At 65.6% G+C, this 24,831-nt stretch carries 25 protein-coding genes and 2 pseudogenes; 10 read left to right on the top strand and 17 right to left on the bottom strand.

From position 1 onward, the window contains the following. The first annotated feature begins 37 nt into the window (after nt 1-37). The 7 genes and pseudogenes from I6F17_RS05675 to I6F17_RS05645 all read left to right on the top strand — a co-directional run. Entirely contained in the window at nt 38-616 is a 579-nt protein-coding gene (locus tag I6F17_RS05675; RefSeq protein ID WP_225124194.1) for a hypothetical protein, read from the top strand. Between the two features lie 70 nt (nt 617-686). Further along, the gene (locus I6F17_RS05670; RefSeq protein ID WP_225124193.1) at nt 687-1,271 is read left to right on the top strand and encodes an NnrU family protein; all 585 of its coding nucleotides are present in this window, start codon (nt 687-689) and stop codon (nt 1,269-1,271) included. Nucleotides 1,272-1,343: 72 nt separating this feature from the next. Continuing rightward, entirely contained in the window at nt 1,344-2,936 is a 1,593-nt protein-coding gene (locus I6F17_RS05665; RefSeq protein WP_225124192.1) for a class I adenylate-forming enzyme family protein, read from the top strand. Nucleotides 2,937-3,102: 166 nt separating this feature from the next. Beyond that, nucleotides 3,103-3,756 carry a tetratricopeptide repeat protein gene (locus I6F17_RS05660; RefSeq protein WP_036022675.1) on the top strand — a complete coding sequence of 218 codons (654 nt, stop codon included), beginning with the start codon at nt 3,103-3,105 and terminating at the stop codon, nt 3,754-3,756. Nucleotides 3,757-3,787: 31 nt separating this feature from the next. After that, on the top strand, nt 3,788-4,342 hold the full coding sequence (locus I6F17_RS05655; RefSeq protein WP_225124191.1) for a hypothetical protein: 555 nt from the start codon (nt 3,788-3,790) through the stop codon (nt 4,340-4,342). A gap of 125 nt (nt 4,343-4,467) precedes the next feature. Further along, complete coding sequence (gene der / locus I6F17_RS05650) at nt 4,468-5,850, top strand: ribosome biogenesis GTPase Der (protein WP_225124190.1); 1,383 nt, start codon at nt 4,468-4,470, stop codon at nt 5,848-5,850. Beyond that, nucleotides 5,847-5,972: pseudogene (locus I6F17_RS05645) on the top strand (tetracycline resistance MFS efflux pump); the annotation flags it as partial. The gene der and the pseudogene I6F17_RS05645, both read left to right, overlap by 4 nt. 73 nt (nt 5,973-6,045) lie before the next feature. Here I6F17_RS05645 and I6F17_RS05640 read toward each other — a convergent pair. From I6F17_RS05640 to radA, 6 genes are all read right to left on the bottom strand, one after another. After that, nucleotides 6,046-7,263, bottom strand: coding sequence for an ABC transporter substrate-binding protein (locus I6F17_RS05640; protein WP_050991666.1), 1,218 nt, complete (start codon nt 7,261-7,263; stop codon nt 6,046-6,048). A gap of 281 nt (nt 7,264-7,544) precedes the next feature. Continuing rightward, nucleotides 7,545-8,285: an SDR family NAD(P)-dependent oxidoreductase gene (locus tag I6F17_RS05635; protein WP_036022682.1), complete on the bottom strand. Its 741-nt coding sequence runs from the start codon at nt 8,283-8,285 to the stop codon at nt 7,545-7,547. Nucleotides 8,286-8,351: 66 nt separating this feature from the next. Beyond that, complete coding sequence (locus I6F17_RS05630; protein WP_225124189.1) at nt 8,352-8,495, bottom strand: hypothetical protein; 144 nt, start codon at nt 8,493-8,495, stop codon at nt 8,352-8,354. Nucleotides 8,496-8,510: 15 nt separating this feature from the next. Then, nucleotides 8,511-10,034 carry an amidophosphoribosyltransferase gene (gene purF / locus I6F17_RS05625; protein WP_157284560.1) on the bottom strand — a complete coding sequence of 508 codons (1,524 nt, stop codon included), beginning with the start codon at nt 10,032-10,034 and terminating at the stop codon, nt 8,511-8,513. 29 nt (nt 10,035-10,063) lie between these two features. Beyond that, on the bottom strand, nt 10,064-10,693 hold the full coding sequence (locus I6F17_RS05620) for a CvpA family protein (RefSeq protein WP_036000794.1): 630 nt from the start codon (nt 10,691-10,693) through the stop codon (nt 10,064-10,066). Between the two features lie 166 nt (nt 10,694-10,859). Beyond that, nucleotides 10,860-12,305: a DNA repair protein RadA gene (gene radA / locus I6F17_RS05615; RefSeq protein ID WP_036034083.1), complete on the bottom strand. Its 1,446-nt coding sequence runs from the start codon at nt 12,303-12,305 to the stop codon at nt 10,860-10,862. A gap of 226 nt (nt 12,306-12,531) precedes the next feature. On the opposite strand from radA, the gene I6F17_RS05610 reads away from it, so the two are divergent. Beyond that, nucleotides 12,532-13,644, top strand: coding sequence for an ABC transporter substrate-binding protein (locus I6F17_RS05610; protein WP_225124301.1), 1,113 nt, complete (start codon nt 12,532-12,534; stop codon nt 13,642-13,644). After that, the gene (locus tag I6F17_RS05605) at nt 13,644-15,713 is read left to right on the top strand and encodes a GGDEF domain-containing protein (protein ID WP_225124188.1); all 2,070 of its coding nucleotides are present in this window, start codon (nt 13,644-13,646) and stop codon (nt 15,711-15,713) included. The genes I6F17_RS05610 and I6F17_RS05605 overlap by 1 nt, the downstream gene beginning before the upstream one ends. 12 nt (nt 15,714-15,725) lie before the next feature. Here I6F17_RS05605 and I6F17_RS05600 read toward each other — a convergent pair whose 3' ends face one another. From I6F17_RS05600 to I6F17_RS05555, 10 genes and pseudogenes are all read right to left on the bottom strand, one after another. After that, entirely contained in the window at nt 15,726-16,451 is a 726-nt protein-coding gene (locus I6F17_RS05600) for a sulfite exporter TauE/SafE family protein (protein ID WP_225124187.1), read from the bottom strand. A gap of 57 nt (nt 16,452-16,508) precedes the next feature. Then, nucleotides 16,509-17,426 carry a ribokinase gene (locus tag I6F17_RS05595; RefSeq protein ID WP_225124186.1) on the bottom strand — a complete coding sequence of 306 codons (918 nt, stop codon included), beginning with the start codon at nt 17,424-17,426 and terminating at the stop codon, nt 16,509-16,511. Nucleotides 17,427-17,438: 12 nt separating this feature from the next. Further along, complete coding sequence (gene rpiB, locus I6F17_RS05590; RefSeq protein ID WP_036022692.1) at nt 17,439-17,885, bottom strand: ribose 5-phosphate isomerase B; 447 nt, start codon at nt 17,883-17,885, stop codon at nt 17,439-17,441. Nucleotides 17,886-17,957: 72 nt separating this feature from the next. Beyond that, on the bottom strand, nt 17,958-18,752 hold the full coding sequence (locus I6F17_RS05585) for a transporter substrate-binding domain-containing protein (RefSeq protein ID WP_036034068.1): 795 nt from the start codon (nt 18,750-18,752) through the stop codon (nt 17,958-17,960). Between the two features lie 21 nt (nt 18,753-18,773). Beyond that, a complete protein-coding gene (locus I6F17_RS05580) occupies nt 18,774-19,532 on the bottom strand; it encodes an amino acid ABC transporter ATP-binding protein (protein ID WP_036000768.1) in 759 nt (252 codons plus the stop codon). 1 nt (nt 19,533) lies between these two features. Then, nucleotides 19,534-20,202, bottom strand: a complete 669-nt coding sequence (locus I6F17_RS05575) for an amino acid ABC transporter permease (protein ID WP_225124185.1) — start codon at nt 20,200-20,202, stop codon at nt 19,534-19,536. Between the two features lie 7 nt (nt 20,203-20,209). Continuing rightward, nucleotides 20,210-20,893, bottom strand: a complete 684-nt coding sequence (locus tag I6F17_RS05570) for an amino acid ABC transporter permease (protein WP_036034066.1) — start codon at nt 20,891-20,893, stop codon at nt 20,210-20,212. Between the two features lie 10 nt (nt 20,894-20,903). After that, nucleotides 20,904-21,809 (bottom strand): annotated as a pseudogene (locus tag I6F17_RS05565) (NAD(P)-dependent oxidoreductase); the annotation flags it as partial. Between the two features lie 48 nt (nt 21,810-21,857). Continuing rightward, a complete protein-coding gene (locus I6F17_RS05560; RefSeq protein ID WP_036000760.1) occupies nt 21,858-22,598 on the bottom strand; it encodes a FadR/GntR family transcriptional regulator in 741 nt (246 codons plus the stop codon). 167 nt (nt 22,599-22,765) lie between these two features. After that, entirely contained in the window at nt 22,766-22,966 is a 201-nt protein-coding gene (locus I6F17_RS05555; protein WP_225124183.1) for a hypothetical protein, read from the bottom strand. Between the two features lie 138 nt (nt 22,967-23,104). Here I6F17_RS05555 and I6F17_RS05550 point away from each other — a divergent pair, with 138 nt between their 5' ends. After that, complete coding sequence (locus I6F17_RS05550) at nt 23,105-23,881, top strand: potassium channel family protein (protein WP_036034060.1); 777 nt, start codon at nt 23,105-23,107, stop codon at nt 23,879-23,881. Between the two features lie 175 nt (nt 23,882-24,056). Here I6F17_RS05550 and I6F17_RS05545 read toward each other — a convergent pair whose 3' ends face one another. Beyond that, a complete protein-coding gene (locus tag I6F17_RS05545) occupies nt 24,057-24,827 on the bottom strand; it encodes an exodeoxyribonuclease III (RefSeq protein WP_225124182.1) in 771 nt (256 codons plus the stop codon). Nucleotides 24,828-24,831 lie beyond the last annotated feature (4 nt).

Below are 24,831 nucleotides of genomic sequence, written 5' to 3'. Positions count from 1 at the left end.
TCGCCACCTGTTGCAAATGCCATTGCGGTCCCGGTACATGTGGCGCTGCATTCTTGTTCTTGCCTTGCTGGCAATGACCTCGATCGCCGCCGACGCGCAGCGACGCCAGATCAATCCGATTCCGTTCGCGCACGAGCCTTGCAGCGTGCTCGACGGCGAGCCCTGCACGCCATCCTATTGCAGCCCGCTCGAGCCCGGCCCCTGTATTCCCGAGATCGACTACCCTTACGGCCAGAACCTCCAGCTCACGATCGAGAGCGTGCCTGCCGAGGCCGACCGCGCCAAATACCGGAAGCCCGATCACGATCTCGACACGATCGGCGACCTCTTCGCCGCGCTGCGCAGCTGCTGGTCGCCGCCATCGGACCATGCGCGCGCAGGCATGCAGATGTCGGTGCGCTTCAGCTTTAACAAGACCGGCGGCCTGATCGGCCCGCCGCGCCTCACATACGCGACTGCGGGCGTGCCGGCGGACACCCGGACGACCTATCTGAACGCCATCGATGCATCGCTGAAGGCCTGTCTGCCGCTGAAATTGACCAGCGGGCTCGGCGGAGCGTTGGCCGGGCGGCCCATCGCGATCCGTTATGTCGACAATCGGGAGCTCGGCAAATAGCGCGCGAGTTGCGAGCATCGGCCGATCGATGATACCTCAGTGGCGGGGGCTGCTTTGCGGGGAGGATGTCGTGGGTCTGCTGGTCATGATCCTGGGGCTGATGCTGTTTTTTGCATCCCATATTTTCACAACCAGACGGAAGGCGCGCGCGCAGGCGATCGCGAGGCTGGGCGAGGGGACCTACAAAATCATCTATTCGCTGGTCTCGCTGGCGGGGCTGGTGCTGATCATCTGGGGCTATGCCCATTACCGCAGCTCCGGCTGGATCGACGTCTGGTATCCCCCGAAGGCGATGAAGCACATCGCGCTGGCCTTGATGCTGCCTGCAGTCATCCTCGTGGTGGCGTCCTACATGCGTGGCCGCATCTATGCGACGCTCAAGCATCCGATGCTGGCCGGCATCAAGCTGTGGGCCGCGGCGCATCTGCTCGCCAATGGCGATCTCGGCTCCATAATCCTGTTCGGCTCGTTCCTCGCCTGGGCGGTCTATGACCGCATCTCGCTGAAAGCTCGCACCGACGCTGGTGCCCCGCCGATTCCGGTCGGCGGCCCGACCAACGATCTGATCGCGGTCGCGGTCGGCGTGGTCGCCTATCTGGCCCTGGCCTTCGCGTTCCATCCGGTGGTGATCGGCGTGCCCGTGATCGGGGTATAGCCGATCGGCGCAAGACGGGGCTCGCCTGACCGTGCGGGGAAGATAACGAGAGCAACAAGCCGAGGGCATCCCATGGACTGGTCGCAATCTCAGATCCCGCCGATGCGGCTCGAGTCGCGTTTTGGCGAGCGGGTGGTGCCGGCATTTTGCGATCGGCCATCGAGCCTCTGGGCGATGATCGCGGAGGCGCGCGGCCGCAATGCCGATGGCGAAGCCTTGATCTGCGGCAATGTTCGGCTGAGCTGGCGGCAGGCAGCGGAGCAGGCGGCGCGGATCGCTGCGGGATTGCGTAAGCTCGGATTGCAGCGTGGCGATCGCGTCGCCATCCTGCTCGGCAACCGCATCGAGTTTCCGCTGCTGCTGTTTGCCGCGGCACATGAGGGGCTGGTGACCGTGCTGCTCAGCACGCGCCAGCAGAAGCCGGAGATCGCCTATGTGCTCGCCGATTGCGGCGCGAAGATCCTGATCCACGAGGCCTCGATCGCCGAGCGACTGCCCGACGCAAAGGACGTGCCCGATGTGATCCATCGCATTGCCATCGATGACGATGCCGCGCGGTCGAGCTTCTCTTCGCTCGCCGAAAACGCTCCGGCATCGGCACCGATCGAGGTGAGCGAAGAGGACACCGCGATGATCCTCTACACCTCCGGCACCACGGGCAAGCCGAAGGGCGCGATGCTGGCCCATTGCAACATCGTCCATTCCTCGATGGTGTTCGTGTCCTGCCTGGAATTGACGCGGGCCGATCGCTCGATCGCAGCGGTGCCGCTCGGCCATGTCACCGGTGTCGTCGCCAACATCACGACGATGATCCGCTGTGGCGGCGCGCTGATCATTATGCCCGAGTTCAAGGCCGCCGATTACCTCAAGCTCGCCTCGCGCGAGCGCGTCACCTACACGGTGATGGTGCCGGCGATGTACAATCTCTGCCTGCTCCAGCCCGATTTCGACGGCTATGATCTGTCGAGCTGGCGCATCGGCGGCTTCGGCGGCGCGCCGATGCCGATCGCCACCATCGAGAAGCTCAAGGCGAAGATTCCCGGCCTGAAGCTGATGAACTGCTACGGCGCGACCGAGACGACCTCGCCCTCGACCATCATGCCGGGCGAGCTGACCGAGAGCCACATCGACAGCGTCGGCCTGCCGTGTCCCGGCGCGCGCATCGCTGTGATTGGCCCGGACGGGCGCGAGCTGCCTCCCGGCGAGATCGGCGAGCTCTGGATCCAGAGCGCCTCCGTGATCAAGGGCTACTGGAATAACCCGAAGGCCACCGCCGAAAGCTTCACGGGCGGATTCTGGCATTCCGGCGATCTCGGCTCGGTCGATGCGGAAGGCTTCGTTCGCGTGTTCGACCGGCAGAAGGACATGATCAATCGCGGCGGCCTGAAGATCTATTCGGCCGAGGTCGAATCCGTGTTGGCCGGCCATCCCGCCGTGGTCGAGAGCGCGATCATTGCCAGGCCTTGCCCGGTGCTGGGCGAGCGCGTCCACGCCGTGGTGGTGACGCGACAGCCGGTGACCGATACGGACCTGCGCGCCTGGTGCGCCGAGCGCCTGTCCGACTACAAGGTTCCCGAAACCATGGCGATCACGGCAGACCCGCTGCCGCGCAACGCCAACGGCAAGGTGCTGAAGCGACAGCTGCGGGAGCTGCTGGGAGCTTGAGCCGGGCAGGGGCATTCGGGGATGTCCCGGGTGGTTAACGCCTTGATCGGGCTCGCTTTGCCTTGCCACCGCCATATCGTTAGGCTACCTCGCCGCCACACGGGGACGGGATTCCTGACGCGAACGCCTTGGCGCGCGCACCCGGACGGGCATGGGATTGGCATAAGTGTCTGAATTATTTGACGAAGTCAACGAGGAAGTACGTCGCGAACAGTTCAAGAAGCTGTGGGACAAGTATTCGATCTACTTCATCGCGCTGATGGTGCTGATCGTCGCCGGCGCCGGTGGCTGGCAGGGTTATAGGTATCTGGAGGCCCAGAAGGCCGCCGCGGCCGGCGCCGCTTTCGAGAAGGCCGCCGAGCTGTCCGAGCAGGGCAAGCACGAGGACGCCGAGAAAGCCTTCACCGAGCTCGCCGCCAAGGCGCCGTCCGGCTATCGCACCCTGGCGCGGCTGCGTGCTGCGGCCGAGGCCGCGAGCCGCGATCCCAAGGCGGCCGCGAAGATGTATGACGACATCGCCGCCGACCGCAGCATTGGCGGCGAGTGGCAGGATCTGGCCAAGATCCGCGCCGCGGGGCTCCTGCTCGACAGCGCCGGCTATGCCGACATCCAGCAGCGGCTGGAAGCTTCCGCCGCGCCGAAATCGACCTTCCGCCACACCGCCCGCGAGATGCTGGCGCTGTCGGCCTGGCGTAACAACGACATGACTGCAGCCCGCAAATGGCTCGAGGCGATTGACGGAGACGGCGAAACGCCGCCCGGCCTGCGCTCCCGCGCCGAGGCGCTCCAGGCTTTGTTGCCACCCGTCGCCAAAAGCTGACGACGGTTCTCTGACGTAACGAGACACCAAGATGCGCCGCACGCCACGCTTGATCGCAGCCGCCGTCCTGATCGCCTTCACCGGCGCCCTGGGCGGCTGCTCCAGCTTCGATCCGAGCGATCTGCTCGACTTCCTCGACACCAAGAAGAAGCTGCCGGGCGACCGCAAGCCGGTCTTCCCCGAGGGGGTGCCGGGGCTCGAGCAGGGCGTGCCGAGGGATCTCTACAAAGGCGCACAGCAGCAGCAGCCCGACCCGAACGCACCTGCCGTCGCAGCCCTGCCTGCGGAGCCGGAGCCGGCCAAGTCGGCAAAGGGGGCCAAGGCAAAGAATACCAAGCAGTCCGCCGCGCCGGCCGAAGCACCCGTCGGCGAGGTCGACGGCGAGGCCCAGCCGGAGGCAGCACCAGCGACGTCCGCTCCGCCGCCCAAGCACAAGATCGTCCGCAGGCGCACCACCGCGCCGCCGCCGGATCAGCCGGCCCAGCAGGCGCAGCCGACCCAGCAGGCGCAGCCGACCAGGCCCCCGCAGCAGCAATCGCAGAGCGCCTTCCCAGCACCGCTGCCGAGCGGCAGCTTCTCGCGCTAGAGCATGATCCGGACCCGGAGGGCCGCGTTAGCGCAAAGTGTGAAGCGGTTTTCCGAAAAGATCATGCTCAAACAATATTTCCCGTTGCATTGACAGGCGCAGCTCCGCCAGCGCACGAATGACCGATGTCCTTCACGATCGCCATCATCGGCCGGCCCAATGTCGGCAAGTCGACGCTGTTCAACCGCCTGGTTGGGCAGAAGCTCGCGCTGGTCGATGACCTGCCCGGCGTCACCCGCGACCGCCGCGAAGGCGAGGCCAGGCTCGGTGATCTCCGCTTCACCATCATCGATACCGCCGGCCTCGACGAGGGTGCCAAGGGCTCGCTGACCGCGCGCATGCAGGAGCAGACCGAGACCGCGATCGCGCAGGCCGACGCGCTGTTCTTCGTGGTCGACGCCCGCATCGGCCTGACGCCAACCGATCGCGCCTTCGCCGATTTCGCCCGCAAGGCCGACAAGCCGGTGCTGCTCATCGCCAACAAGAGCGAGGGCAAGCACGGCGATGCCGGCGCGATGGAAGCGTTCGCGCTCGGCCTCGGCGATCCCATCCAGATCTCGGCCGAGCACGGCGAGGGCATGGGCGAGCTCTACGACGCGCTCGCGAGGCTAATGCCCGAGCCCGTCGAGGAAGACGACGATGAGGAAGACGCGCCGATCTCGGAGGAAGAGGCCGCGACGCGCCCGATCCGGGTCGCGATCGTCGGCCGGCCCAATGCCGGCAAGTCGACGCTGATCAACCATCTGCTCGGCGAGGAGCGCCTGCTGACCAGCCCCGAGGCCGGCACCACGCGCGATTCCATCGCGGTCGAGATCAACTGGAAGGGCCGCGATTTCCGCGTGTTCGACACCGCGGGCCTCCGCCGGCGCTCGCGCATCGAGGAGAAGCTGGAAAAGCTGTCGGTTGCGGACGCACTGCGCGCGGTGCGCTTTGCCGAGGTCGTCGTGCTGATGATGGATTCGCAGAACCGCTTCGAGGAGCAGGACCTGCGCATTGCCGACCTGATCGAGCGCGAGGGACGGGCGGTCGTGCTCGCCGTCAACAAATGGGATCTGATGGAGACCAAGGGCGGCGGCGCGATCTCCGGCCTGCGCCGCGATGCCGACCATCGGCTGCCGCAGCTCAAGGGCGTGCCCATCGTCGCCGTCTCGGGCTTGATGGGCGAGGGCATCGATCGCCTGATGCAGGCGATCCAGGACGCCTATGCGATCTGGAACAGGCGCGTGCCTACCTCGGCGCTCAATCGCTGGTTCGAGCAGGCGATCCAGGCCAACCCGCCGCCGGCGGTCTCCGGCCGCAGGCTGAAGCTGAACTACATCACCCAGACCAAGGCCCGGCCGCCGAGCTTCGTGTTGTTCTGCTCGCGTGCCGACGCCGTGCCGCAATCCTACTTGCGCTATCTCACCAATTCCATGCGCGAGACCTTCGAGCTGCCGGGCACGCCGGTGCGCATCACGCTGCGCGAGAAGGCCAATCCCTTCGCGCACAAGCGCAAGCGGCCATCGTGAGCGACGGTGCCGGCGAGGCGGTGGTGCGGGACGCAGCGCCGGCCCGCCGCGGCGCGGTCGCCTTCATCTTCGTCACCATCCTGCTCGACATGGTCGCGCTCGGCGTGATCATGCCGGTCCTTGGCGTCAAACGTGGATGCCCGGGACAAGCCCGGGCATGACGTCGTCAACACCCCTTCTACGACAGCTACGCCGTTACTTCTTCACCAGCGGGCAGTCGCTGTCCTTGAGCGGCTTGGCCGCATCTTCCGGCGCGATGGTGGCGACCAGCTTGTAATAGTCCCACGGCCCCTTCGACTCCTCGGGCTTCTTCACCTCGAACAGATAGGCGGGGATGAGGCGGCGTCCGTCCTGGCGCAGCGGGCCCTTGCCGAACAGCGGATCGTCGGTCGGCAGCTCCTTCATCTTGGCCACGACCTTGGCGCCGTCACGCGGATTGCTGCCGAGCGCTTCCATCGCCTTCAGGTAATGCAGGATCTCGGCGTAGAGGCCCGCAACCGTCATCGAGGGCATCGAGCCCTTGGGCGAGACCTTCTGGAAACGCTTCGACCATTCGCGGGTCTGGTCGTTGAGGTCCCAGTAGAACGACTCGGTGAAGGTCAGGCCCTGCGCGGTCTTCAGGCCGAGCGAGTGCACGTCGTTGATGAACAGCAGCAGCGCCGCGAGCTTCTGGCCGCCCTGGACGATGCCGAATTCGGCGGCCTGCTTGATCGCGTTGGTGGTGTCGCCGCCCGCATTGGCGAGGCCGATGATCTTGGCCTTTGAGGACTGCGCCTGGAGCAGGAACGAGGAGAAGTCGGCCGTGTTCAGCGGGTGCTTGACGCCGCCGAGCACCTTGCCGCCGGTCGCCGTGACGACCGCGCCGGTATCACGCTCCAGCGCATGGCCGAAGGCATAATCCGCGGTTAGGAAGAACCAGCTGTCGCCGCCCGCCTTGGTCAGCGCCTTGCCGGTGCCGTTGGCGAGCATGTAGGTGTCGTAGGTGAAGGACACGGTGTTGGGCGTGCAGGCCTTGCCGGTGAGGTCGGCGGTGGCCGCGCCCGAATTGAGCAGCACCGCATTCTTTTCCTTGACGAGGTTGCTCACCGCGAGCGCGACGCCGGAGCTCGGCGTGTCGGCGATGGCGTCGACCTTGTCGGCGTCGATCCATTGCCGGGCGATGTTGACGCCGATGTCGGGCTTGTTCTGGTGATCGCCGGAGAGCACCTCGATGGTCCAGCCCTTGGCCTTCAGGCCGGAATCCTCGACCGCCATCTTCACTGCCGCCACCGAGTTCGGGCCGCCGATGTCGGCATAGAGGCTCGACATGTCGTTGAGCACGCCGATCTTGATGGTCTTGTCTTGCGCGAAGGCGGATGTGGCAAAGCCGAAAGCGGCACAGGCCAGAAGAGCCGCGGCGCGGCGTGCGGGCATCGTCATAAAGGCTTCCTCCATTGTCAAATATGCGGACGGCTCTCTTCGGGAGCCTTATTCCAATTGACGCTCTACCGTGTCCCATGGCCGACGGCAATGCACCTAAAGCCGGATGACGCTGCGTCGTAGCGTCATCCATCGGTTAACTTTTGGGCAAAATGCGTTGAGACGCTATTTCAGCGCGTTCGATGTCGGCTTGAATTTCTAAATGCGCTTTCCGGTATCGAACTCGGCGGTACGGACATTACCGCCAGCATGACGTCCAAGGCGTCGGAGGGCAATCAGGCCGGCGCGCGGAAGCTCATCAGGGTGCGGGTCTTGTAATCGTAGAATTTGCCGGTCTCGGTCCAGTCGGGCGCGCACAGCGGCACGATGTATTCTGCGACCTGCTCGGGCGTGTCGAGCGTCGCCGGATCCTCGCCGGGCATCAGGGTGGCGCGCATGCGGGTGCGCACCGGGCCCGGGTTGAACAGATTGACGCGCAGCTTCGTGTTTGCGGTTTCCTGCGCCCAGGCACGCGCCAGCGTCTCCAGTGCGGCCTTGGAGGCCGCGTAGGGGCTGACATAAGCGGTGGCCTTGTTGGCGGCACCCGAGGTGATGAACACGGCGCGGCCGGCATCGGATTGCCTGAGCAGCGGTTCCATGCAGCGGATCAGCTGGAAGTTCGCGGAGACGTTCACCGCCATCACGTCGTTGAAGGTCTTCAGCTCGATATGGCCGATCGGCGAGGAGGGGCCGAGCACGCCGGCATTGCCGACGAGGATGTCGAGCTTGCCGTAGCGCTCGTGCAGGCCGGCGCCGAGACGCGCGATGCCGTCGGAATCGGTGAGGTTGAGCGGCACCAGGGTGGCGCTGCCGCCGTCTTTGCGGATCTCGTCGTCGAGCTCTTCCAGCCCTCCTTGCGTGCGTGCGGTGGCCACAATATGCGCGCCGGCTTTCGCCAGTGCGATTGCCGTGGCGAAACCGATGCCGCGCGAGGCGCCGGTGACGAGAGCGATACGGTCAGCGAGGGGCTTTGTCATGGCGGGGTTTTACAGCCGTGGACGGCCGGGACAAGCCCAGCCACGACGGAATTTGGCCCTCAAGCTTTAGCTACCGCCGCCCGATTGAATATTGTCGCTGTTGGTTCCGTTTCCCGAGCCGTCGGGGGTGACCTTCATGCCTTGTCTGAAGGCGAACACAACAAAGCCGACCAACACTACTCCGCAGAGAATGGCGATGGTCAGCTGCATCGGCGCGCCCTTGCGTCAGCTCGCCTCGGCCAGCAGCGACAATTGCCGCGGCTGCGGCTCGGTCTGGGTCTGGTCGGTGAGGTGGGTCGGATAGACGCCGGTGAAGCAGTGATCCGCAAACTTCGGATTGGCGGGGTCGCGGCCTGGCTCGCCCATGGCGCGGTACATGCCGTCGATCGACAGGAAGGCGAGCGAGTCGGCGCCGATAAGCTCGCGCATCTCCTCCAGCGAATGCGTCGCCGCCAGGAGGCCGCCGCGGTCGGGCAGGTCGATGCCGTAATAATCCGGATAGAGGATCGGGGGTGAAGCGAGGCGGAAGTGCACTTCCTTGGCACCGGCATCGCGCATCATGCGCACGATCTTCTTGGAGGTGGTGCCGCGCACCAGCGAGTCGTCGATCAGGATGATGCGCTTGCCTTCGATCGCGGCGCGGTTGGCCGAGTGCTTCATGCGCACGCCGGATTCGCGGATCGCCTGCGTCGGCTGAATGAAGGTGCGGCCGACATAATGGTTACGGATGATGCCGAGCTCGAACGGCACGCCGGAATACTGGCTGTAGCCGACCGCGGCCGGCACGCCGGAATCTGGCACCGGCACCACGACGTCGACCGGAACGTGGCTCTCGCGCGCGAGCTGCGCGCCGAAATTCTTGCGCACCTCGTAGACCGAACGGCCGTGCACGATGGAATCCGGCCGCGAGAAGTAGATGTATTCGAAGATGCAGGGGCGCGGCGCCATCGGCGGGAACGGCTTGTGGATGTCCTGGCCGTTCTCGTCGAACACAATGACTTCGCCGGGCTCGATGTCGCGCACAAAGCGCGCGCCGATGATGTCGAGCGCACAGGTCTCGGAAGTCAGGATCGGGCAGCCGTCGAGCTCGCCGAGCACCAGCGGGCGGATGCCGCGCGGATCGCGGGCGCCGACCAGCTTCTTGTTGGTCAGCGAGACCAGCGCATAGGCGCCCTCGATCTCGCGCAGCGCGTCGATGTAGCGCTCGATGAAGCGGACGCGCTTGGAGCGCGCCACCAGGTGCAGGATCACCTCGGTGTCGGAGGTCGATTGCATCATCGCGCCGTTCTTGACGAGCTCGCGGCGCAACGTCAGGCCGTTGGAGAGGTTGCCGTTGTGAGCGACCGCGAGACCGCCGGCATTGAGCTCGGCGAACAGCGGCTGCACGTTGCGCAGGATGGTGGCGCCGGTCGTGGCGTAGCGGACATGGCCGACCGCCACGCTGCCGGGCAGGCGGTCGATCACCTCGCGGCGGGAGAAGGTGTCGCCGACGAGGCCGAGGCGGCGCTCGGAGTGGAAGCGGCTGCCGTCGTAGGAGACGATGCCGGCGGCCTCCTGGCCGCGGTGCTGGAGCGCGTGAAGGCCGAGCGCGGTGATGGCGGCCGCATCAGGGTGGCCGTAGATGCCGAAGACGCCGCATTCCTCGCGCAGCGTATCGCCTTCCAGATCGTCCTGAAGCTCAAGCGCCGCCGGGCCTGGACCGGCGTTTGGATCGAGATCAAGCAGGGCGTCCTGGTCAGGGTGTCGCATCTCGTTCTCGCCTCTCTTTTGGGGCCCTATCAACGCGCCGCAGGTTTCTCGATCAGCTTTTTCATGCCGTCACGAGCCGACTTACTGTACCCGTCGCCACTGCCCGAAGGCTGCTGCTCGGATTCAGCTTGATCATCATCTGGTTTGTTTTTCTTGAATCTCTTCAAGATGGTGTTCTCGGGGTCGTCAGGCAAGAGGGCCATCAGCCAATCGCCGGTTCCCTGCAGCACGACGCGGGACTTGGCCCCGCTGACCCAGTCGGGGCGCTGCTTGTCCGGCACCAGCCAGGTGAAGAACAGGAACGCGACCACGACGATCAAAAGCCCGCGAGCCAGCCCAAACAGGAAGCCGAGGGTGCGATCCAGCGCGCCGATCCGCGAATCCAGGATCATGTCGGAGATCCGGACCGTGATGACGGAGACCACGACCAGGGTGCCGATGAACACGCCGGCCACGACAACGACGCTCGCGACCGTGTCGTTGTTGAAATAGGTCTTGGCGGTCGGCAGCAGCTTCGAGAACGAGTACAGCGTCACGATCGCCGCGGCGCCCCAGGCCGCGATCGACAGGATTTCGCGCATGAAGCCGCGAACCATCGCGAGCAGGCCCGAGATCAGCATCACACCGAGCAGGATCAGGTCGAGGATGGTTACTGGCATCGGCTGGTCTGGTCCGCTCGTACTTCAAAGGTGCTCTAGCGAATCGGTGCTTGGCCGCGCCCTAAAAGAAGGGCAGACGGCGTTCCCGGCAAGGCCGCAACCACGCAATCCCATGCTGCTTTTGTGACGGCTGTATAGCGGCGAGGGCCTCCGGCGTCACCTCCACCTAACCCTCTCCGCGGCGGAATCTTGCCGGTGTGGCATTTTTCTCGGCCGGCGCGCTGGATTCGCCCCGGCGGGAGCCCCGCGCTGCGATCTCGGCCACCAGTGTCGTCAGGCTGTTCACCGCGTTCAGGGACAGTCCGGCGTCGCCGCCCGCTTCGCCCCGTGCCGATTCGGGCAGCACGGCGCGCTGGAAGCCGAGCTTTGCCGCCTCCTTGAGCCGGGCCGGGGTCTGCGCCACCGGGCGCACCACGCCCGACAGCGAGATTTCGCCGAAATAGACGGCATCGGTGGGTAACTGCGCATTAACCAGCGATGACACCAGGGCCGCCGCAGCGGCAAGATCGGCCGCCGGCTCGTGGATGCGCAGGCCGCCGGCAACGTTCAGGTAGACGTCGTGGCCGGACAGCTTGACCCCGCAATGGGCCTCCAGCACCGCCAGCACCATCGAGAGCCGGCTCGGATCCCAGCCGACCACGGCCCGGCGCGGGGTGCCGAGCGAGGTCGGGGCCACCAGTGCCTGCAATTCGACCAGCACGGGCCTGGTGCCCTCGATGCCGGCAAAGACCGCGGTGCCGGGCGTGCCGAGGTCGCGCTCCGAGAGGAACAGCTCGGAGGGGTTGGTGACCTCGCGCAGGCCGAGACCGGTCATCTCGAACACGCCGATCTCGTCGGTCGGTCCGAAGCGGTTCTTCACGGCGCGCAGGATGCGGAATTGCTGCGAGCCTTCGCCCTCGAACGACATTACCGCATCGACCATGTGCTCGACCACGCGGGGGCCGGCGATCTGGCCGTCCTTGGTGACGTGGCCGACCAGGATGATGGCGGCGCCGGTCTTCTTGGCGAAGCGGATCAGCGCCTGCGCCGAGGCGCGCACCTGCGTCACCGTGCCAGGCGCCGATTCCACCGTGTCGGTCCACATGGTCTGGATCGAGTCGATCACGATCAGCCGGGGCACCGCGCCCTCCGAGAGCGTCGAGACGATGTCCTCGACCGAGGTCTCGGCCGCGAGCTGCACCGGCGCGTCCGACAGCCCGAGCCGCTCGGCGCGCAGGCGCACCTGGGCGACCGCCTCTTCGCCGGAGATGTAGACGACGCGGTGGCCGGCGCGCGCGAGCAGGCTGGTCGCCTGCGTCAGCAGCGTCGACTTGCCGATGCCGGGATCGCCGCCGACCAGCAGCACCGAGCCGCGCACGAAGCCGCCGCCGGTAACGCGGTCGAGTTCGGTCATCCCCGAGGACAGGCGCGGCGCATCCGGGCTCTTGCCGGCGAGACTCTCCAGCGCGAAGGTTCTTCCCTTGCGCTTGGAGCGGATCGACACCGGCACGCTGCCGCTGGTGTCTTCTTCCGCGAGCGTATTCCACTCGCCGCAGGACTCGCACTTGCCCTGCCAGCGGTTATAGGCCGCGCCGCAGTTCTGGCAGACGAAGGAAAGTGTGGATTTGGCCATGGGGAGCGCGAGTCGCGGGTTTCAGATGTGCTGATAGCACGGATTGGCAGGCCGATCGCCGGCGCTTCGAATATCTCAATTCGGCACGGGAGATATACCTTTCGTTAGCCCTGCGCCGCTGTGCCCGGTGCGATTTTGCCAATTCTTAGCGGACGTGGGTCCAATCTCGGAACCAATGGGGGCGGCGAAATTGACGAGATTCCTGCTAATATTGCTCGCGGCGGGCATGGCCTGCGGCGTCTTCGGGTCCGTTGGCGGTAGCATCGCCAAGCCGCTCAACATTGTCTTCGTCAATCCTGGCAAGTCCGGCGAGGTCTATTGGGACATGGTCGCGCAGACCATGCAGGCCGCCGGCCGCAAGCTCGATGCCCATGTCGAGGTGCTGACCAGCGAGCGGAACCACCGCACCATGCAGGAGCTCGGCTTCGGCGTGGTGGCCCGTCCCGACAAGCCCGACTTCCTCATCCTGTCGAATGAGGAATCCGCCGCCGTTCCCATCCTCGAGGCGGCCGAAGCCGCGGGCGTCAAGACGCTGCTGCTTTCGAACACGCTGATCGGCGAGGACGCGGTGCGCCTTGGACCGCCGAGGCAAAAGCTCAAGACCTGGCTCGGCGACATCACGACCGATCTTCAGACCGCGGGCGCGCGGATGGCCAATGCGCTGATCACCGCGGCGCGTGCCGAGAAATGGCAGAGCGCGGACGGCAAGATCCACATTCTCGGCATCGGTGGCGACGAGACCACGCCCGCCTCGATCGCCCGCAACGCCGGCCTCACGCTCGCAGTGGATGCTGCGTCCGACGTCGTGGTGGACCGCATGCTGTTCGCCAACTGGACGAAGTCCGAGGCCGAGCGGGTCACGGCAAACTACCTGAGCTGGGCCGCGCGCAAGCAGATCCGGCCCGCCGGGATCTGGGCCGGAAACGATCCGATGGCGCTCGGCGCGCTGCGCGCGGCGATCGCCGCCGGCCTCGTGCCCGGCGAGAACATCCAGGTGGTCGGCCTCAACTGGTCGGAGGATGCGCTGCGCGAGATCAAGGCGGGCCGCATGCTCCTGACCGATGGCGGGCATTTCCTGCTCGGCGGCTGGTCCGTCGTTCTCCTGCGCGATTATGCCGATGGCTGCGATTTTGCAGCCGTCTCGCCCCGCGTCGAGGTCAAGACGTCGGCGATCACGCGCGACAATCTCGCTTCGGTCGCCGACCTCATCAAGACCCGTGCGTTCGACCGGATCGACTTCGCGCGGTTCCGGGCGAAGGCCGGGCGCTGCGGCCAATATGACTTTTCCCTCGATGCGCTCATCTCGTCGCTGCCGGTCGCCGAAGGCGTTGCCGACTGATGCGCAAGGATGAGGCGATGACCGAGCCGGATCGCAACGAGCAGGCAGCGCCGCCGCGCTTGCGCTCGGTCGTCCACGCGATGATCTGGGCCACCGTGCCCGTTCTGCTGCTGGTGCAATTGCTCGCCTCCGCCGGCGTCGAGGCATCGAGCTTCTGGTCGCAGCTCAGGCAACTCGACGCCCGCATGGCCCGCGTCGCCGAGAGCCGGGCCGAGCTGATCGCCGAGCCGCTCTGGAAGATGCGCTACGACCAGGTCACGGGCGTGCTCAACGAGATCATGCACGACGAGACCATTGCGGCGGCGGCCGTCTATGACGATACCGGCGCTGCGATCGCCCGCGTGGTGGCGCGCCCCCAAGGCCAGTCGGTCGCCGAAATCTCGCACCCGATCCACTACAGCAACGGCAATATGGCCGTTCAGGCCGGCCGCATCGCCATCGCCTATTCGCGTGCGACGCTGTACGCGGATGCGGGCAGCCGCCTGATGCTGCTGCTCGTCGTCGGGCTGCTGGCAACGTTCGCGACCCTGATCGCCATGCGGATTTCCGCCAACATCTTCATCGGCCGGCCGCTCGCGGCCATGATGTCGGCGATCCAGCGCAGCAAGCAGGACGGACGGGCATATCCGGCCGACGTCACGTCCTCGAACGAATTCGGCCAGCTCGCGCGCGCCTTCAACGCCATGCAGCACACGACGTCCGGCGCGCTGGACCGGCTCGGGCACATGGCGACGCACGATCCGCTCACCGGGCTGCCGAACCGGCGCTCCCTGACCGAGCGCCTCGCCGTGACGAGCCAGAATGGAGGCGCGCCGGATACGCTGGTCGCGTTCTGCTTCATCGATCTCGACGACTTCAAGGGCATCAACGACACCTTCGGTCACGAGGCCGGCGATGCGTTCCTGGTCCAGATTTCGCAGCGCCTTCGTCGCGCGGTCGAAGCCGAGGACTGGGTCGCCCGGCTCGGCGGCGACGAGTTCGTCGTCATTCGCCCCGAGGTGAGCGACGAGCAGGCCGCGCACGCATTCGCTCAACGCGTGCTCGATGCTATTTCCGAGCCGATCCGCCTCCACGACAAGCAGGTGGTGCCGCGCGCCAGCATCGGCCTTGCCGTGCGCCACGCCGACGATCCGGAACTGTCGCATCTGCCGACGCTCGCCGACATCGCGCTCTATCACGCCAAGAGCAAGGCGCCCGGCACGGTCGCCGTGCTGGACGAAGCGCTTCAGCGCGACTATCGCCGCCGCAGGGATCTCGAGCTCGCAATTCCCACCGGCTTCGCCGAGGGCCAGTTCGAGGTCTGGTACCAGAGCCAGGTCGATCTCGACAGCCACGAGGTCGTCGGTCTGGAAGCGCTGATCCGCTGGCGCCATCCCGAGCACGGCGTGATCGGCCCCGGCGAATTCCTGCCGCTGATCGAGCGCAGCGGGAACAATGCGCGGCTGACCCGCTACGTGCTGACCGATGCCTGCCGGGCCTTGCAGCGATTGGCCGCTGTGGGCAGGCCGCAGATCCGGATCGCGATCAATCTGCCGCCGTCCGAGCTTGCCGACCACTCGCTCGCCGCCGAGCTGCGCGCGACCTGTGCGCGCTTCGGTGTCGCGGCATCGATGCTCGAGCTCGAGATCACGGAAGGGTCGCTGATCAACAACATCGCCAGCGCCTCCGAAACGCTGCATCGCCTGCGGCGCCTGGGAGCCACGATCGCGCTCGACGATTTCGGCACGGGCTACTCTTCGCTCGCCCATCTGCGCCGGTTTCCGCTCGACAAGGTGAAGATCGACAAGGCGTTCATCAGCGAGATCCCCGACAGCGCCGAGGACAAGGCCATTGTCGGCGTCATCGCCTCGCTCGCCGCCACGCTGGGACTGACATTGGTGGCCGAAGGCATCGAGCGCGCCGAGCAGGCGGAGGCCATGCGCGAGATCGGAGTGCGGCTCGGGCAGGGGTTCCTCTATCAGCGGCCGCAGCCACTCGAGGCCGTGCTGCAATGGCTCGACGGGCAGCCGGCCGTGGCGAGCCGCGTCGTCTCTGACGGCCCATCGATCACCCCCGAATTCGCCGTCTGAGTAGCGGCTGGGTCACGGCTGCGTTGCGGTCCAGAGCATCGAGAGCCCGGCCGCGATCATGATCGCGTCCATCAGCAGGCGGAAGGTTTCCGGCCTCAGATGCAGCACCAATCGTTTGGCGATGAAGGCGCCCGACATCAGTGAGGCGCCCGCGATCAGACCCTTGATGAAGACCCCCCCGGTCAGGGCGCCGAAACGCTCGAAAGTCACCGACTTCGCGAAATAGAGCCCGAGCGAGGAGGCCGCTTCGGTGGCGAGGAACGCTCCCTTGGACAGGCCGTAGAACAGGAACAGCGGCACGCTGAGCGGCCCGGTCGAGACCACGATGCCGGTGAGATAGCCGATCAGCGCGCCGCCAATGGCGAGATGCCAGAGATTGGCCTTGAGCTCGTGCCGCGCCAGAAAGTGCCGCACCGGCACCATCGCGATCAGGAAGAGGCCGATGGTGAGATCGACGGCATGCGAGGGCAGCGCGAGCAGCGTCCGCGCGCCGAGCGCCGCCGCCGGGATGCCCGTGACCGAATAGGCCGCGCAGGCCCGCCAATCGACCTCGCGCCACCAGGCCAGGATCCGCGAAAAGTTCGCCATGACGGAGGCCACCGCCATGATCGGCACGGCCTCCTTCGGCCCATAGGCATAGACCAGCACCGGCATCAGCATGATCGACGAGCCGGTGCCGACGATGCCGGAGATGGTGCCGGCGACGAGGCCGACGCTGAGGACGAAGAGAAAGGCCAAAACAGCCTCCAGGAATCGGGAGAGTTTAGCCGCGGGCAGCGATGCGGGCGATCAGTCCTACGCGAGGGAGCCCATCGCGCTGCGCATGGGCATGCCGGTCTGGGCGCCGGCCTTGAGGCATTTCAAAGCCGCCGCTTCGCAACTCACTTCGAGCGCGCGTTGCAGCGACACGCCTTCGCTGATCATCGCCGCAAAGGCGCCGACGAAGGTGTCGCCGGCGCCGGTCGTGTCCACCGGCGTGATGCGCTGGGCGGGCGCCCGCAGGCGGGTGCCTTCCACCGTCACGGCGAGCGCGCCTTGTGCGCCGGCGGTGACAATGCAGGTGAGGTTGCCGGACTTCGCGAGTCCGGCGCTTGCGGCTTCGTAGTCGGCGGACGCCAGGCCGATGGCGGTGGCGGCGTCGCGCGCCTCGTGCTCGTTGACGAGGAGATAGTCGGTGACGGCGAGAACCTCCGTGACCATCTCACGCGTCATCTGCTCCGGAACGGGTGCAAGGTTCCAGATGACGGTGCCGGAGGCCGCGGCGGTTCTTCGGGCAGCTTCCAGCGCGTGCGCAAAGGGCACCTCCATCTGAAGCACTAGCACGGTGTCCAAATTGAACAGCTCGCTCGCAAGATCGCCGGCACGCGCCGTCATGTTGGCGCCGCTCGCCACCGTGATTGCGTTCTCGCCGGCCTGATCGACGGTGATGAAAGCGCAGCCGGTCGGCTCGTCGGCTCTGATGACGCGGTCGGCATCGACGCCGTTGGCTCTGAGGTTCTCGATCGCGCTGTCGCCAAATCCGTCCCGGCCGACGCGGCCAGCCATGCTCACGCGTCCAGGCCCGGCGATCCGCGCGGCGGCAACGGCCTGATTGGCACCCTTGCCGCCGAAATGCGTCCGGTAGGACGGCGCCAGCACCGTTCGGCCGGGACCTGGAATCACCGGAACCTGCGCGACCAGATCGATGTTGAGCGATCCGAACACCAGGATCATGGCGGAGAGCCCTCAGCCTTCCTCGTCCATGACGCGCAGCTTCTCGACGCGGCGGCGGAAATCCTCGTCGGTGGAGAATTCGGCGGACAGGTACGACGACACGAGATCGACAGCGAGCCAGGCGCCGACGATCTGCGCGCCGATGCACATGACGTTGACGTCGTCATGCTCGACGCTCTGATGCGCGGAGTGGACGTCGTGGCAGACCGCGGCGCGGATGCCCTTCATCTTGTTGGCGGCGATCGAGGCGCCAACGCCGGTGCCGCACACCATGATGCCGCGCGCGGCTTCGCCCGACGTCACCTTCGCCGCCACGGCGCGGGCGATGTCGGGGAAATCCACCGGCTTGTCGTCATAGGAGCCGACGTCGATGACCTCGTGGCCGAGCTTGCGGATGTGGTCGATGACGGTCTGTTTGAGCGGCCAGCCGGCGTGGTCGGATCCGATGACGAGACGCATTCTTTGTCCTTCTTGATCTTTGCATTGACCGTGACAGCCGCGCGCGGCTGTCACGGTGTCTTTCCCCGTGGTTCAGCTGCGCATGTCCGCCGGCAGATCGACGCCGTGGAATTTCTTGTAGATGGCGTTGAGCTTGCCGTTCTTGACGTTCTCGGTGATCCAGGCGTTGAGCTTGTCCATCAGCGGCTGCTCACCCTTCTTCAGGCCGATCGCGAGGTCGAAGGTCGCCAGCGGAATCCGGGACTCGAACACGCGCGAGGGATTCTTCACGCCGATCTGGTTGATGATTGTCGCGGACGAGCCGACGCAGTCGACCTGGCCCGACACCGCCGCCGTCACCATGGTGGCATCGTCGTCATAGCGTGCGATCTTGAGGTCCTTGTCCTTCATGTTGGACAAGGTTGTGTCCTGCGTGGTGCCGCGCGAGACGCCGATCGACTTGTCCTTCAGGTCCGGCCAGTCCTTCACGGTCGACGATTTCAGGCAGCCGACGTCGGATTGCAGTGTCGCATAGCGCTTGGTGAAGTCGATCACCTTGGCACGCTCGGCCGTCACCGACAGGGTCGAGATGATGATGTCGGCCTTGCCGGTCAGGACGTTCGGGATGCGGGTCGCACCGGTGGTCTGGATGAATTCCAGCTCGAGGCCCCAATCCTTGGCGAGCATCTGCGCCACTTCGACATCGGAGCCCGTCGGCTTCATGGTGGAATCCATCATGCCCGAGGGCGGGATGGCGAGGTCGGTCGATATGCGGATCTTCTTCGCCTTCATGATGTCGTCGAGCAGATCGGCCGACGCGGGCGTTGCCGCCATCATGATGAGGCCGCACAACGCGGCGGCAGTCCCCAGCACCATTCTGTTGGTCATCCCTTGGTTCTCCTCTCCATGTTATGATTTTAGGTTCCCCGTCCCCACGAATTGCGTGAGTTCGGGCGTGGTCGGCGACGTCAGGATCGAGGCAGGTCCGGTCTCGTGGACCTTGCCTCGATGCATGAACACGATCCGGTCGGCGATGCCCTTGGCGAAGCCCATTTCGTGGGTAACCATCACCATGGTCATGCCGTCAGCCGCGAGCTGTTCGATCACCTTCAGCACTTCGCCGGTGAGTTCGGGATCGAGCGCGGAGGTGACCTCGTCGAACAGCATCACCTTCGGCTGCATGGCGAGCGAGCGGGCGATTGCGGCGCGCTGCTGCTGGCCGCCCGAGAGCTGCTCGGGATAGGCGTGCAGCTTTTCATCCAGCCCGACCTGCGCCAGAACTTTTCGTGCGAGATCCTTGGCCTGCGACGTCGCCATGCCCTTCACTGCGCAGGGCGCGAGCGTGATGTTCTGCTCGATGGTGAGGTGCGGAAACAGATTGTAGCTCTGGAACACGATGCCGACGTCTTGGCGTAGCGCACGCAAGTTCACGTCGGGACGGTCGACGCGATGCCCGCAGACCACGATCTGGCCGCCGTCGACCTTCTCGAAGCGGTCGATGCAGCGCAGCGCCGTGCTCTTGCCGGAGCCGGAGCGGCCGATCAGGGCGAGCACCTCGCCACGTGCAACGGCAAAGGAGACGCCGTCGAGCACGCGGAGCGCGCCAAAGCTCTTCTGCACGTTGTGAAGCGACACGATCGGTTCGGAGGAGGGGGCGTTTTGCTGCATGTCAGGCTGGCGCGAGGTTGGACCTGCCACGACCCATCTGCCGTTCCAGCCTCTGGCTGAACAGCGACAGGGGATAGCACATGGCGAAGTAGGTGACGGCGATGATGGCGTAGATGGCGAACGGTTCGAACAGCGAGTTGTTGACGATCTGGCCCGAGCGCATCAGCTCGACGAAGCCGACCACGGACGCGAGCGAGGTGTTCTTGATGATCTGCACCATGAAGCCGACGGTCGGCGGCGTCGCGATGCGGATCGCCTGCGGCAGGATCACCTTGACCATGCGCTGGGTGCGGCTCAGCGCCAGGCCTTCGGCGGCTTCCCATTGCGGCTTCGGCACAGACTGGATGCAGCCGCGCCAGATCTCGCCGAGATAGGCCGCGACGTAGAGCGTCAGCGAGGCACCGGCCGCGACCAGCGGCGAGACCTTCAGGCCGATCGCGGCAAGACCGAAATAACCGAGGAACAGGATGACGAGCAGCGGCGTGCCCTGGATCAACTGGACATAGATCGCACTGGCGAGCCGCACCGATTTCAGCGGCGAGATGCGTGCCAGTGCGATCACGAAGCCGACGATGCCGCCGCCGATCAGCGCGATCAGCGACAGACCAATGGTCCACAGCGCGCCCTGGCCGAGGAACATCAGGTGATTGATGTTGAGATGTCCGCCCATGGTCATCTCACAACGGCGTGCCGAGCCGGCGCCGGCGCGGAAACAGGAGGAGGCCGAGGCCCCAGAAGCCGGCACGCATCACCAGCGACAGGATGACGTAGAGCACGGCGACGATGATGTAGGTCTCGAACGCGCGATAGGTGTCCGACTGGATGTAGTTGGCGATCGCGGTGAGCTCCTCGGCCGAGATCTGCGAGCAGACCGAGGAGGCCAGCATCAGGAGCACGAACTGGCTGGTGAGCGCAGGATAGACCTTCTCGACCGCCGGCAGCAGGATGATGTGCCAGTAGATCTGGAAGCGCGACAACGCCAGCCCCTCGGCGGCCTCGATCTGCCCGCGCGGGATCGCCTCGAAGCCGGCCCGCATGATCTCAGCGGTATAGGCGCCGACATTGATGGTCAGCGCCGCCACCGCCACCGTGAAGGCGGAGTATTTCAGGCCGAGGCTGGCGAGGCCGAAATAGACCAGGAAGATCTGCACCAGCAGCGGGGTGTTGCGGATGGTCTCGACATAGACTTTGCAGGCACCTGCAATCAGCGAATTGTGCGTGCCGCGTCCGACCGCCGCGAGCGTGCCGAGCAAAGCGCCTAGCACGGTCGCGAAGAATGCCAACTCAAGCGTGAGGACGGCGCCGGCCAGAAAGCTCGGCCAACGCTCCAGCACTGCGGGAAAGTCGAGTTGGAGGCTCATCGTTCCAGGGTCAGCCGGTGGTCTGGTTGGTCATGCGGTCATAGACGCGGAACAGCGCCTGGTTGCCGTTGCTGCCTTCGCCATGGGCGCGCGCATCGACATATTGGCTGGTGACGAGCGCGGTGCCGGGCAGGGGCACGTTCAGGGCCTGTGCGTGCTCCTGCACCAGGCGAAGGTCTTTGAGCTGCAGATCGATCCGGAAGCCCGCGGAGACGTCGCCGGCGATCATCGCGGGGCCGAGCTTGTCCAGCATCCAGGAAGCGGCGGAGCCGCCGAGCAGCACCCGGCGCAGCAGGTTGAGATCGAGGCCCGAAGCGCGGCCGAGCGCGAGCGCCTCGCAGATCGCCTGGATGTTGATGCCGCAGATCAGCTGATTGCAGAGCTTGACGGTCTGGCCGGCGCCGGATGCGCCGACATGGGTGATGGTCGTGCCCATCGCGCGGAAGAACGGCTCGGCCTTGGCGAACGTGTCCGCATCGCCGCCGGCCATGATCGAGAGCGCGGCGTTCCTGGCGCCCACCGGCCCGCCGGAGACCGGCGCGTCGATGAAGCCGACGCCTGTCTTCTGCAGGTCCGAATGGATGCGACGAACGGCAACCGGCGAGATCGTGCTCATGTCGACGATCAGCTTGCCCGGCGGCGGGAAATTCAGCAGGCCCTGCTCGCCGTAGATCGTCGCCTCGACGTGGGGTGTGTCGGGCAGCATGGTGATGACGATATCGGTGCCTCGCGCGGCATCGGCAGGGCTTTTGGCACGCGTCGCGCCTTCCTTGACGCTGTCGGCCAGCGCGGCTTCGTTCAGATCGAAGACGCGGACCGCGTGGCCCGCCGCCTGCAGGTTGCGCACCATCTCCCGCCCCATGGTGCCGATGCCGATGAAGCCGACCTTGCCCTTGTCGTTCCGTCCCATGTCGTCAGTCCGTTTCTTGTTTGATTGGCGTCTTGATTGAAGGGCTGTGCGCGATCAGCCCGAGGCACTGGTCTTGTCGATGTCGCCGACGACGGCGCGTCTGCGGTATTCGTCGCCGATGGCGAAATGCTTGCGCAGCGTCGCATCCGCGCGCTCGGGATCGCGCGCAATGAGGGCTTCGAAGATGCGGCGGTGATCGTCGACAAGGTAGGTCTTCATCGACGGGAAGGCCTGCACCAGCTCGCGGCGGCTGCGATGCGAATGTGTCAACAGGCCCGCCATGGAGGCGTGCAGCACGCTCAGCGTCTCCGAATGTGAGGCGACGACGATCGCGCGGTGGAAGTCGAAATCCGCCATGCCGCCGGCATCGGCTTCGTCGATGGTCTCGCCGATCTTCGTCAGCGCGCGCTGCAGCCGTTCGAAATCGGCGATGTTGGCGCGCTCGCAGGCGAGCCGGATCGCCTGGCATTCGATCGCGACGCGCGCCTGCATGACGTCCTCGAGCATGTCGGCCTGCTGGGCGAGGGCGAAGGTGAAGAAGTCGTTCAGCACCGAGACATCTGGCCGCGTCACGACGGTGCCGATGCGGTCGCGGATCTCGACGATCCCGAGGACGGTGAGGGCGCGCAGCGCCTCGCGGACGATTGGCCGGCTGACGCCGAGCAGGGTGGCGAGCTCGCGCTCCGAAATCAGGCGGTCGCCCGGCCTGAGCGAGCCGGTAAGCAGGCGCTCGCGCAGGAAGGCAAACACCTTCTCGAACCCCTTTTCGCCGTCGGCGGCTCGCTTGAACTCCATCCCCGTCTCTTGGTCTGATCGTGGTCAGACCAGTATGCTTACCAGGCCGCGGAGGTCAAGAGGCTTCGCTCCGAGGGATCAGCGGGGCGAACTCGATCGCGGGGCACCGCAATGATGAGGCTTCATGCCGCCGCCGCCGGCTCGGTTTGCATCTTTCGTCTGACGGCTCAGCCTTGAACGTTCCGACCGGCTCTCCTCGCGTGCTCCTGATGTTCGACGGACGCAAGGAGCTCCAGTTGGCTCGCCAGAGCGAGATAGGCGTTGGAAACGCTCAGAAGCACATTGGCGAGGCGCTTCGCCGATGTGGCATCATTCGCGCGCTCTCGATATTGCTCCGCAAGCTTGCGACAATCGTCGGGTTTGAGCATTCAGCCCCCAAAGAGAGCTGAACACCGCGTCGCGGTCCGGGTTCCTAATCGCGAGGCCCACTCTAGCTATACAGACGTCGTCGGTTGCGGCACACGCTCCGAGTTGCCAACATCCGTGCAAACCGCGATCATGGTGCAGTGACCCTCACGTCTCTCAAAAGCAACGTCCGACTCCTTTACGAGGGCGCAACGCCGGACGGCGTGCGCTTCCGTTATGCGCTGCTCATCTTCGATATCGTGACGGTGCTGTTCATTATTGCGACCTCGTTCCTGCCGCCCAGTGACATCGTCGAGACGCTCGATGTCCTGTTCGGCGTCATTCTGCTTGCCGACTTCTCCGCCCGGCTCCTGGTCGATCGGCATCCGTTTCAAAAATTCACCCAGCTCGCGACCTGGGCCGACATGGTTGCGATCGTGTCCTTCCTGGCACCCCTTGCCGGCGAGGCGGGCGGCTTTCTCCGGATTCTGCGGACGTTGGGCCTGCTTCGCGACTACCAGATGCTCGTGAGGCTGCGCCTCGATTCCCCGTTCTTTCGTCGCAACGAAGAGGTCATCTTCGCCGTCACGAACCTCGCCGTTTTCATCTTCGTGATGACCGGGATCGTTTACGAGACCCAGAAGTTTCGCAACGACGAGATCCGGAACTATGCCGATGCCCTGTATTTCACCGTCACGGCGCTGACGACGACCGGCTTCGGCGACATCACGCTGGCGGGTACGTTCGGTCGTCTGATCACCGTCGTGATCATGATTTTCGGCGTGACGCTGTTCTTCAATCTCGCCCGCGCGCTCCTCAGTCCCCACAAGGTGCGGTTTCCATGCCCGACGTGCGGGCTCCAGAGGCACGATGCCGACGCGGTGCATTGCAAGGCTTGCGGCACCGTCCTCAACATTCCCGATGAAGGGGCGATCTGAAGAGCCCTCGGCGCCACGTGGACGCCTTCGATGGTGACATCATGCCAGTGTTTTGCCCGACGGATCAACTTTGATTTCGGTTTACCCGTAAGTCATTGAGCGGACTGGGGCCAGCTACTGTGCATGGGGTTGTTTTCAGGTTTTATCGGGCGGCCCGCTGCTGACTGCGTTTGGGTCACCGCAACACCACCCACGCCGGCGCGTGATCGCTGGCGCCGTCCTCGCCGCGGATATTCTTGTCGACGCCGGCTTTGGCGAGGCGCGGGGCGAGGGCAGGGCTGAGCAGGAGATGGTCGAGCCGCAGGCCCGCATCGCGCGGCCAGCGGTTCCGCTTGTAGTCCCAGAACGTGTAGATGCGCTCGTCCGGATGCAGCTCGCGGATCGCGTCGCACCAGCCTTGCTCGACCAGCGCGGCAAAGGCTGCGCGGCTCTTCGGCTGGATCAGCGCATCCTTGTCCCATGAGCGCGTCGGATAGATGTCGATCTCGGTGGGCGCGACGTTGTAGTCGCCGGCGAGCACCACCGGCAGGTCCTGCTTGATGAAGGTCTTGGCGTGGCGCCGCAGCCGCGCGAACCAGTCGAGCTTGTAGTCGAATTTCGGTCCCGGCTGCGGATTGCCGTTGGGCAGATAGATGCTGGTGACGATGACGCCGCGCACCGCGGCCTCGATGTAGCGCGCTTCGAGATCGGCAGGCTTTCCCGGCAAGCGGTCGCGCGTCAGCACGGGCTCGGCGTTGCGGGCGAGGATGGCGACGCCGTTCCAGGTCTTTTGTCCACGCCACACCGCGCCATAGCCGGCCCTTTCGATGGTGGCCGCCGGAAATTCGCCATCACTTGCCTTCAACTCCTGAAGCGCGACGACATCGGGCTTCGCCATTCGCAGCCATGCCAACAGATTGGGCAGGCGGCGGTTGATGTTGTTGATGTTGAATGTCGCGATCTTCATCTAG

Source organism: Bradyrhizobium sp. NBAIM18 (assembly GCF_020193825.1).
Classification (GTDB): Bacteria; Pseudomonadota; Alphaproteobacteria; order Rhizobiales; family Xanthobacteraceae; genus Bradyrhizobium; species Bradyrhizobium yuanmingense.
Note: the sequence above shows the minus strand (reverse complement) of the source record. Positions and strands in the feature narration are given on the sequence as shown.

Coding starts and splice junctions, on each gene's coding strand:
- I6F17_RS05675 (WP_225124194.1), top strand. CDS start 38: ATGTGGCGCTGCATTCTTGTTCTTGCCTTGCTGGCAATGACCTCGATC.
- I6F17_RS05665 (WP_225124192.1), top strand. CDS start 1,344: ATGGACTGGTCGCAATCTCAGATCCCGCCGATGCGGCTCGAGTCGCGT.
- I6F17_RS05655 (WP_225124191.1), top strand. CDS start 3,788: ATGCGCCGCACGCCACGCTTGATCGCAGCCGCCGTCCTGATCGCCTTC.
- der (WP_225124190.1), top strand. CDS start 4,468: ATGTCCTTCACGATCGCCATCATCGGCCGGCCCAATGTCGGCAAGTCG.
- I6F17_RS05640 (WP_050991666.1), bottom strand. CDS start 7,263: ATGCCCGCACGCCGCGCCGCGGCTCTTCTGGCCTGTGCCGCTTTCGGC.
- I6F17_RS05635 (WP_036022682.1), bottom strand. CDS start 8,285: ATGACAAAGCCCCTCGCTGACCGTATCGCTCTCGTCACCGGCGCCTCG.
- I6F17_RS05630 (WP_225124189.1), bottom strand. CDS start 8,495: ATGCAGCTGACCATCGCCATTCTCTGCGGAGTAGTGTTGGTCGGCTTT.
- purF (WP_157284560.1), bottom strand. CDS start 10,034: ATGCGACACCCTGACCAGGACGCCCTGCTTGATCTCGATCCAAACGCC.
- I6F17_RS05620 (WP_036000794.1), bottom strand. CDS start 10,693: ATGCCAGTAACCATCCTCGACCTGATCCTGCTCGGTGTGATGCTGATC.
- radA (WP_036034083.1), bottom strand. CDS start 12,305: ATGGCCAAATCCACACTTTCCTTCGTCTGCCAGAACTGCGGCGCGGCC.
- I6F17_RS05610 (WP_225124301.1), top strand. CDS start 12,532: ATGGCCTGCGGCGTCTTCGGGTCCGTTGGCGGTAGCATCGCCAAGCCG.
- I6F17_RS05605 (WP_225124188.1), top strand. CDS start 13,644: ATGCGCAAGGATGAGGCGATGACCGAGCCGGATCGCAACGAGCAGGCA.
- I6F17_RS05595 (WP_225124186.1), bottom strand. CDS start 17,426: ATGATCCTGGTGTTCGGATCGCTCAACATCGATCTGGTCGCGCAGGTT.
- rpiB (WP_036022692.1), bottom strand. CDS start 17,885: ATGCGTCTCGTCATCGGATCCGACCACGCCGGCTGGCCGCTCAAACAG.
- I6F17_RS05585 (WP_036034068.1), bottom strand. CDS start 18,752: ATGACCAACAGAATGGTGCTGGGGACTGCCGCCGCGTTGTGCGGCCTC.
- I6F17_RS05580 (WP_036000768.1), bottom strand. CDS start 19,532: ATGCAGCAAAACGCCCCCTCCTCCGAACCGATCGTGTCGCTTCACAAC.
- I6F17_RS05575 (WP_225124185.1), bottom strand. CDS start 20,202: ATGGGCGGACATCTCAACATCAATCACCTGATGTTCCTCGGCCAGGGC.
- I6F17_RS05570 (WP_036034066.1), bottom strand. CDS start 20,893: ATGAGCCTCCAACTCGACTTTCCCGCAGTGCTGGAGCGTTGGCCGAGC.
- I6F17_RS05560 (WP_036000760.1), bottom strand. CDS start 22,598: ATGGAGTTCAAGCGAGCCGCCGACGGCGAAAAGGGGTTCGAGAAGGTG.
- I6F17_RS05555 (WP_225124183.1), bottom strand. CDS start 22,966: ATGCTCAAACCCGACGATTGTCGCAAGCTTGCGGAGCAATATCGAGAG.
- I6F17_RS05545 (WP_225124182.1), bottom strand. CDS start 24,827: ATGAAGATCGCGACATTCAACATCAACAACATCAACCGCCGCCTGCCC.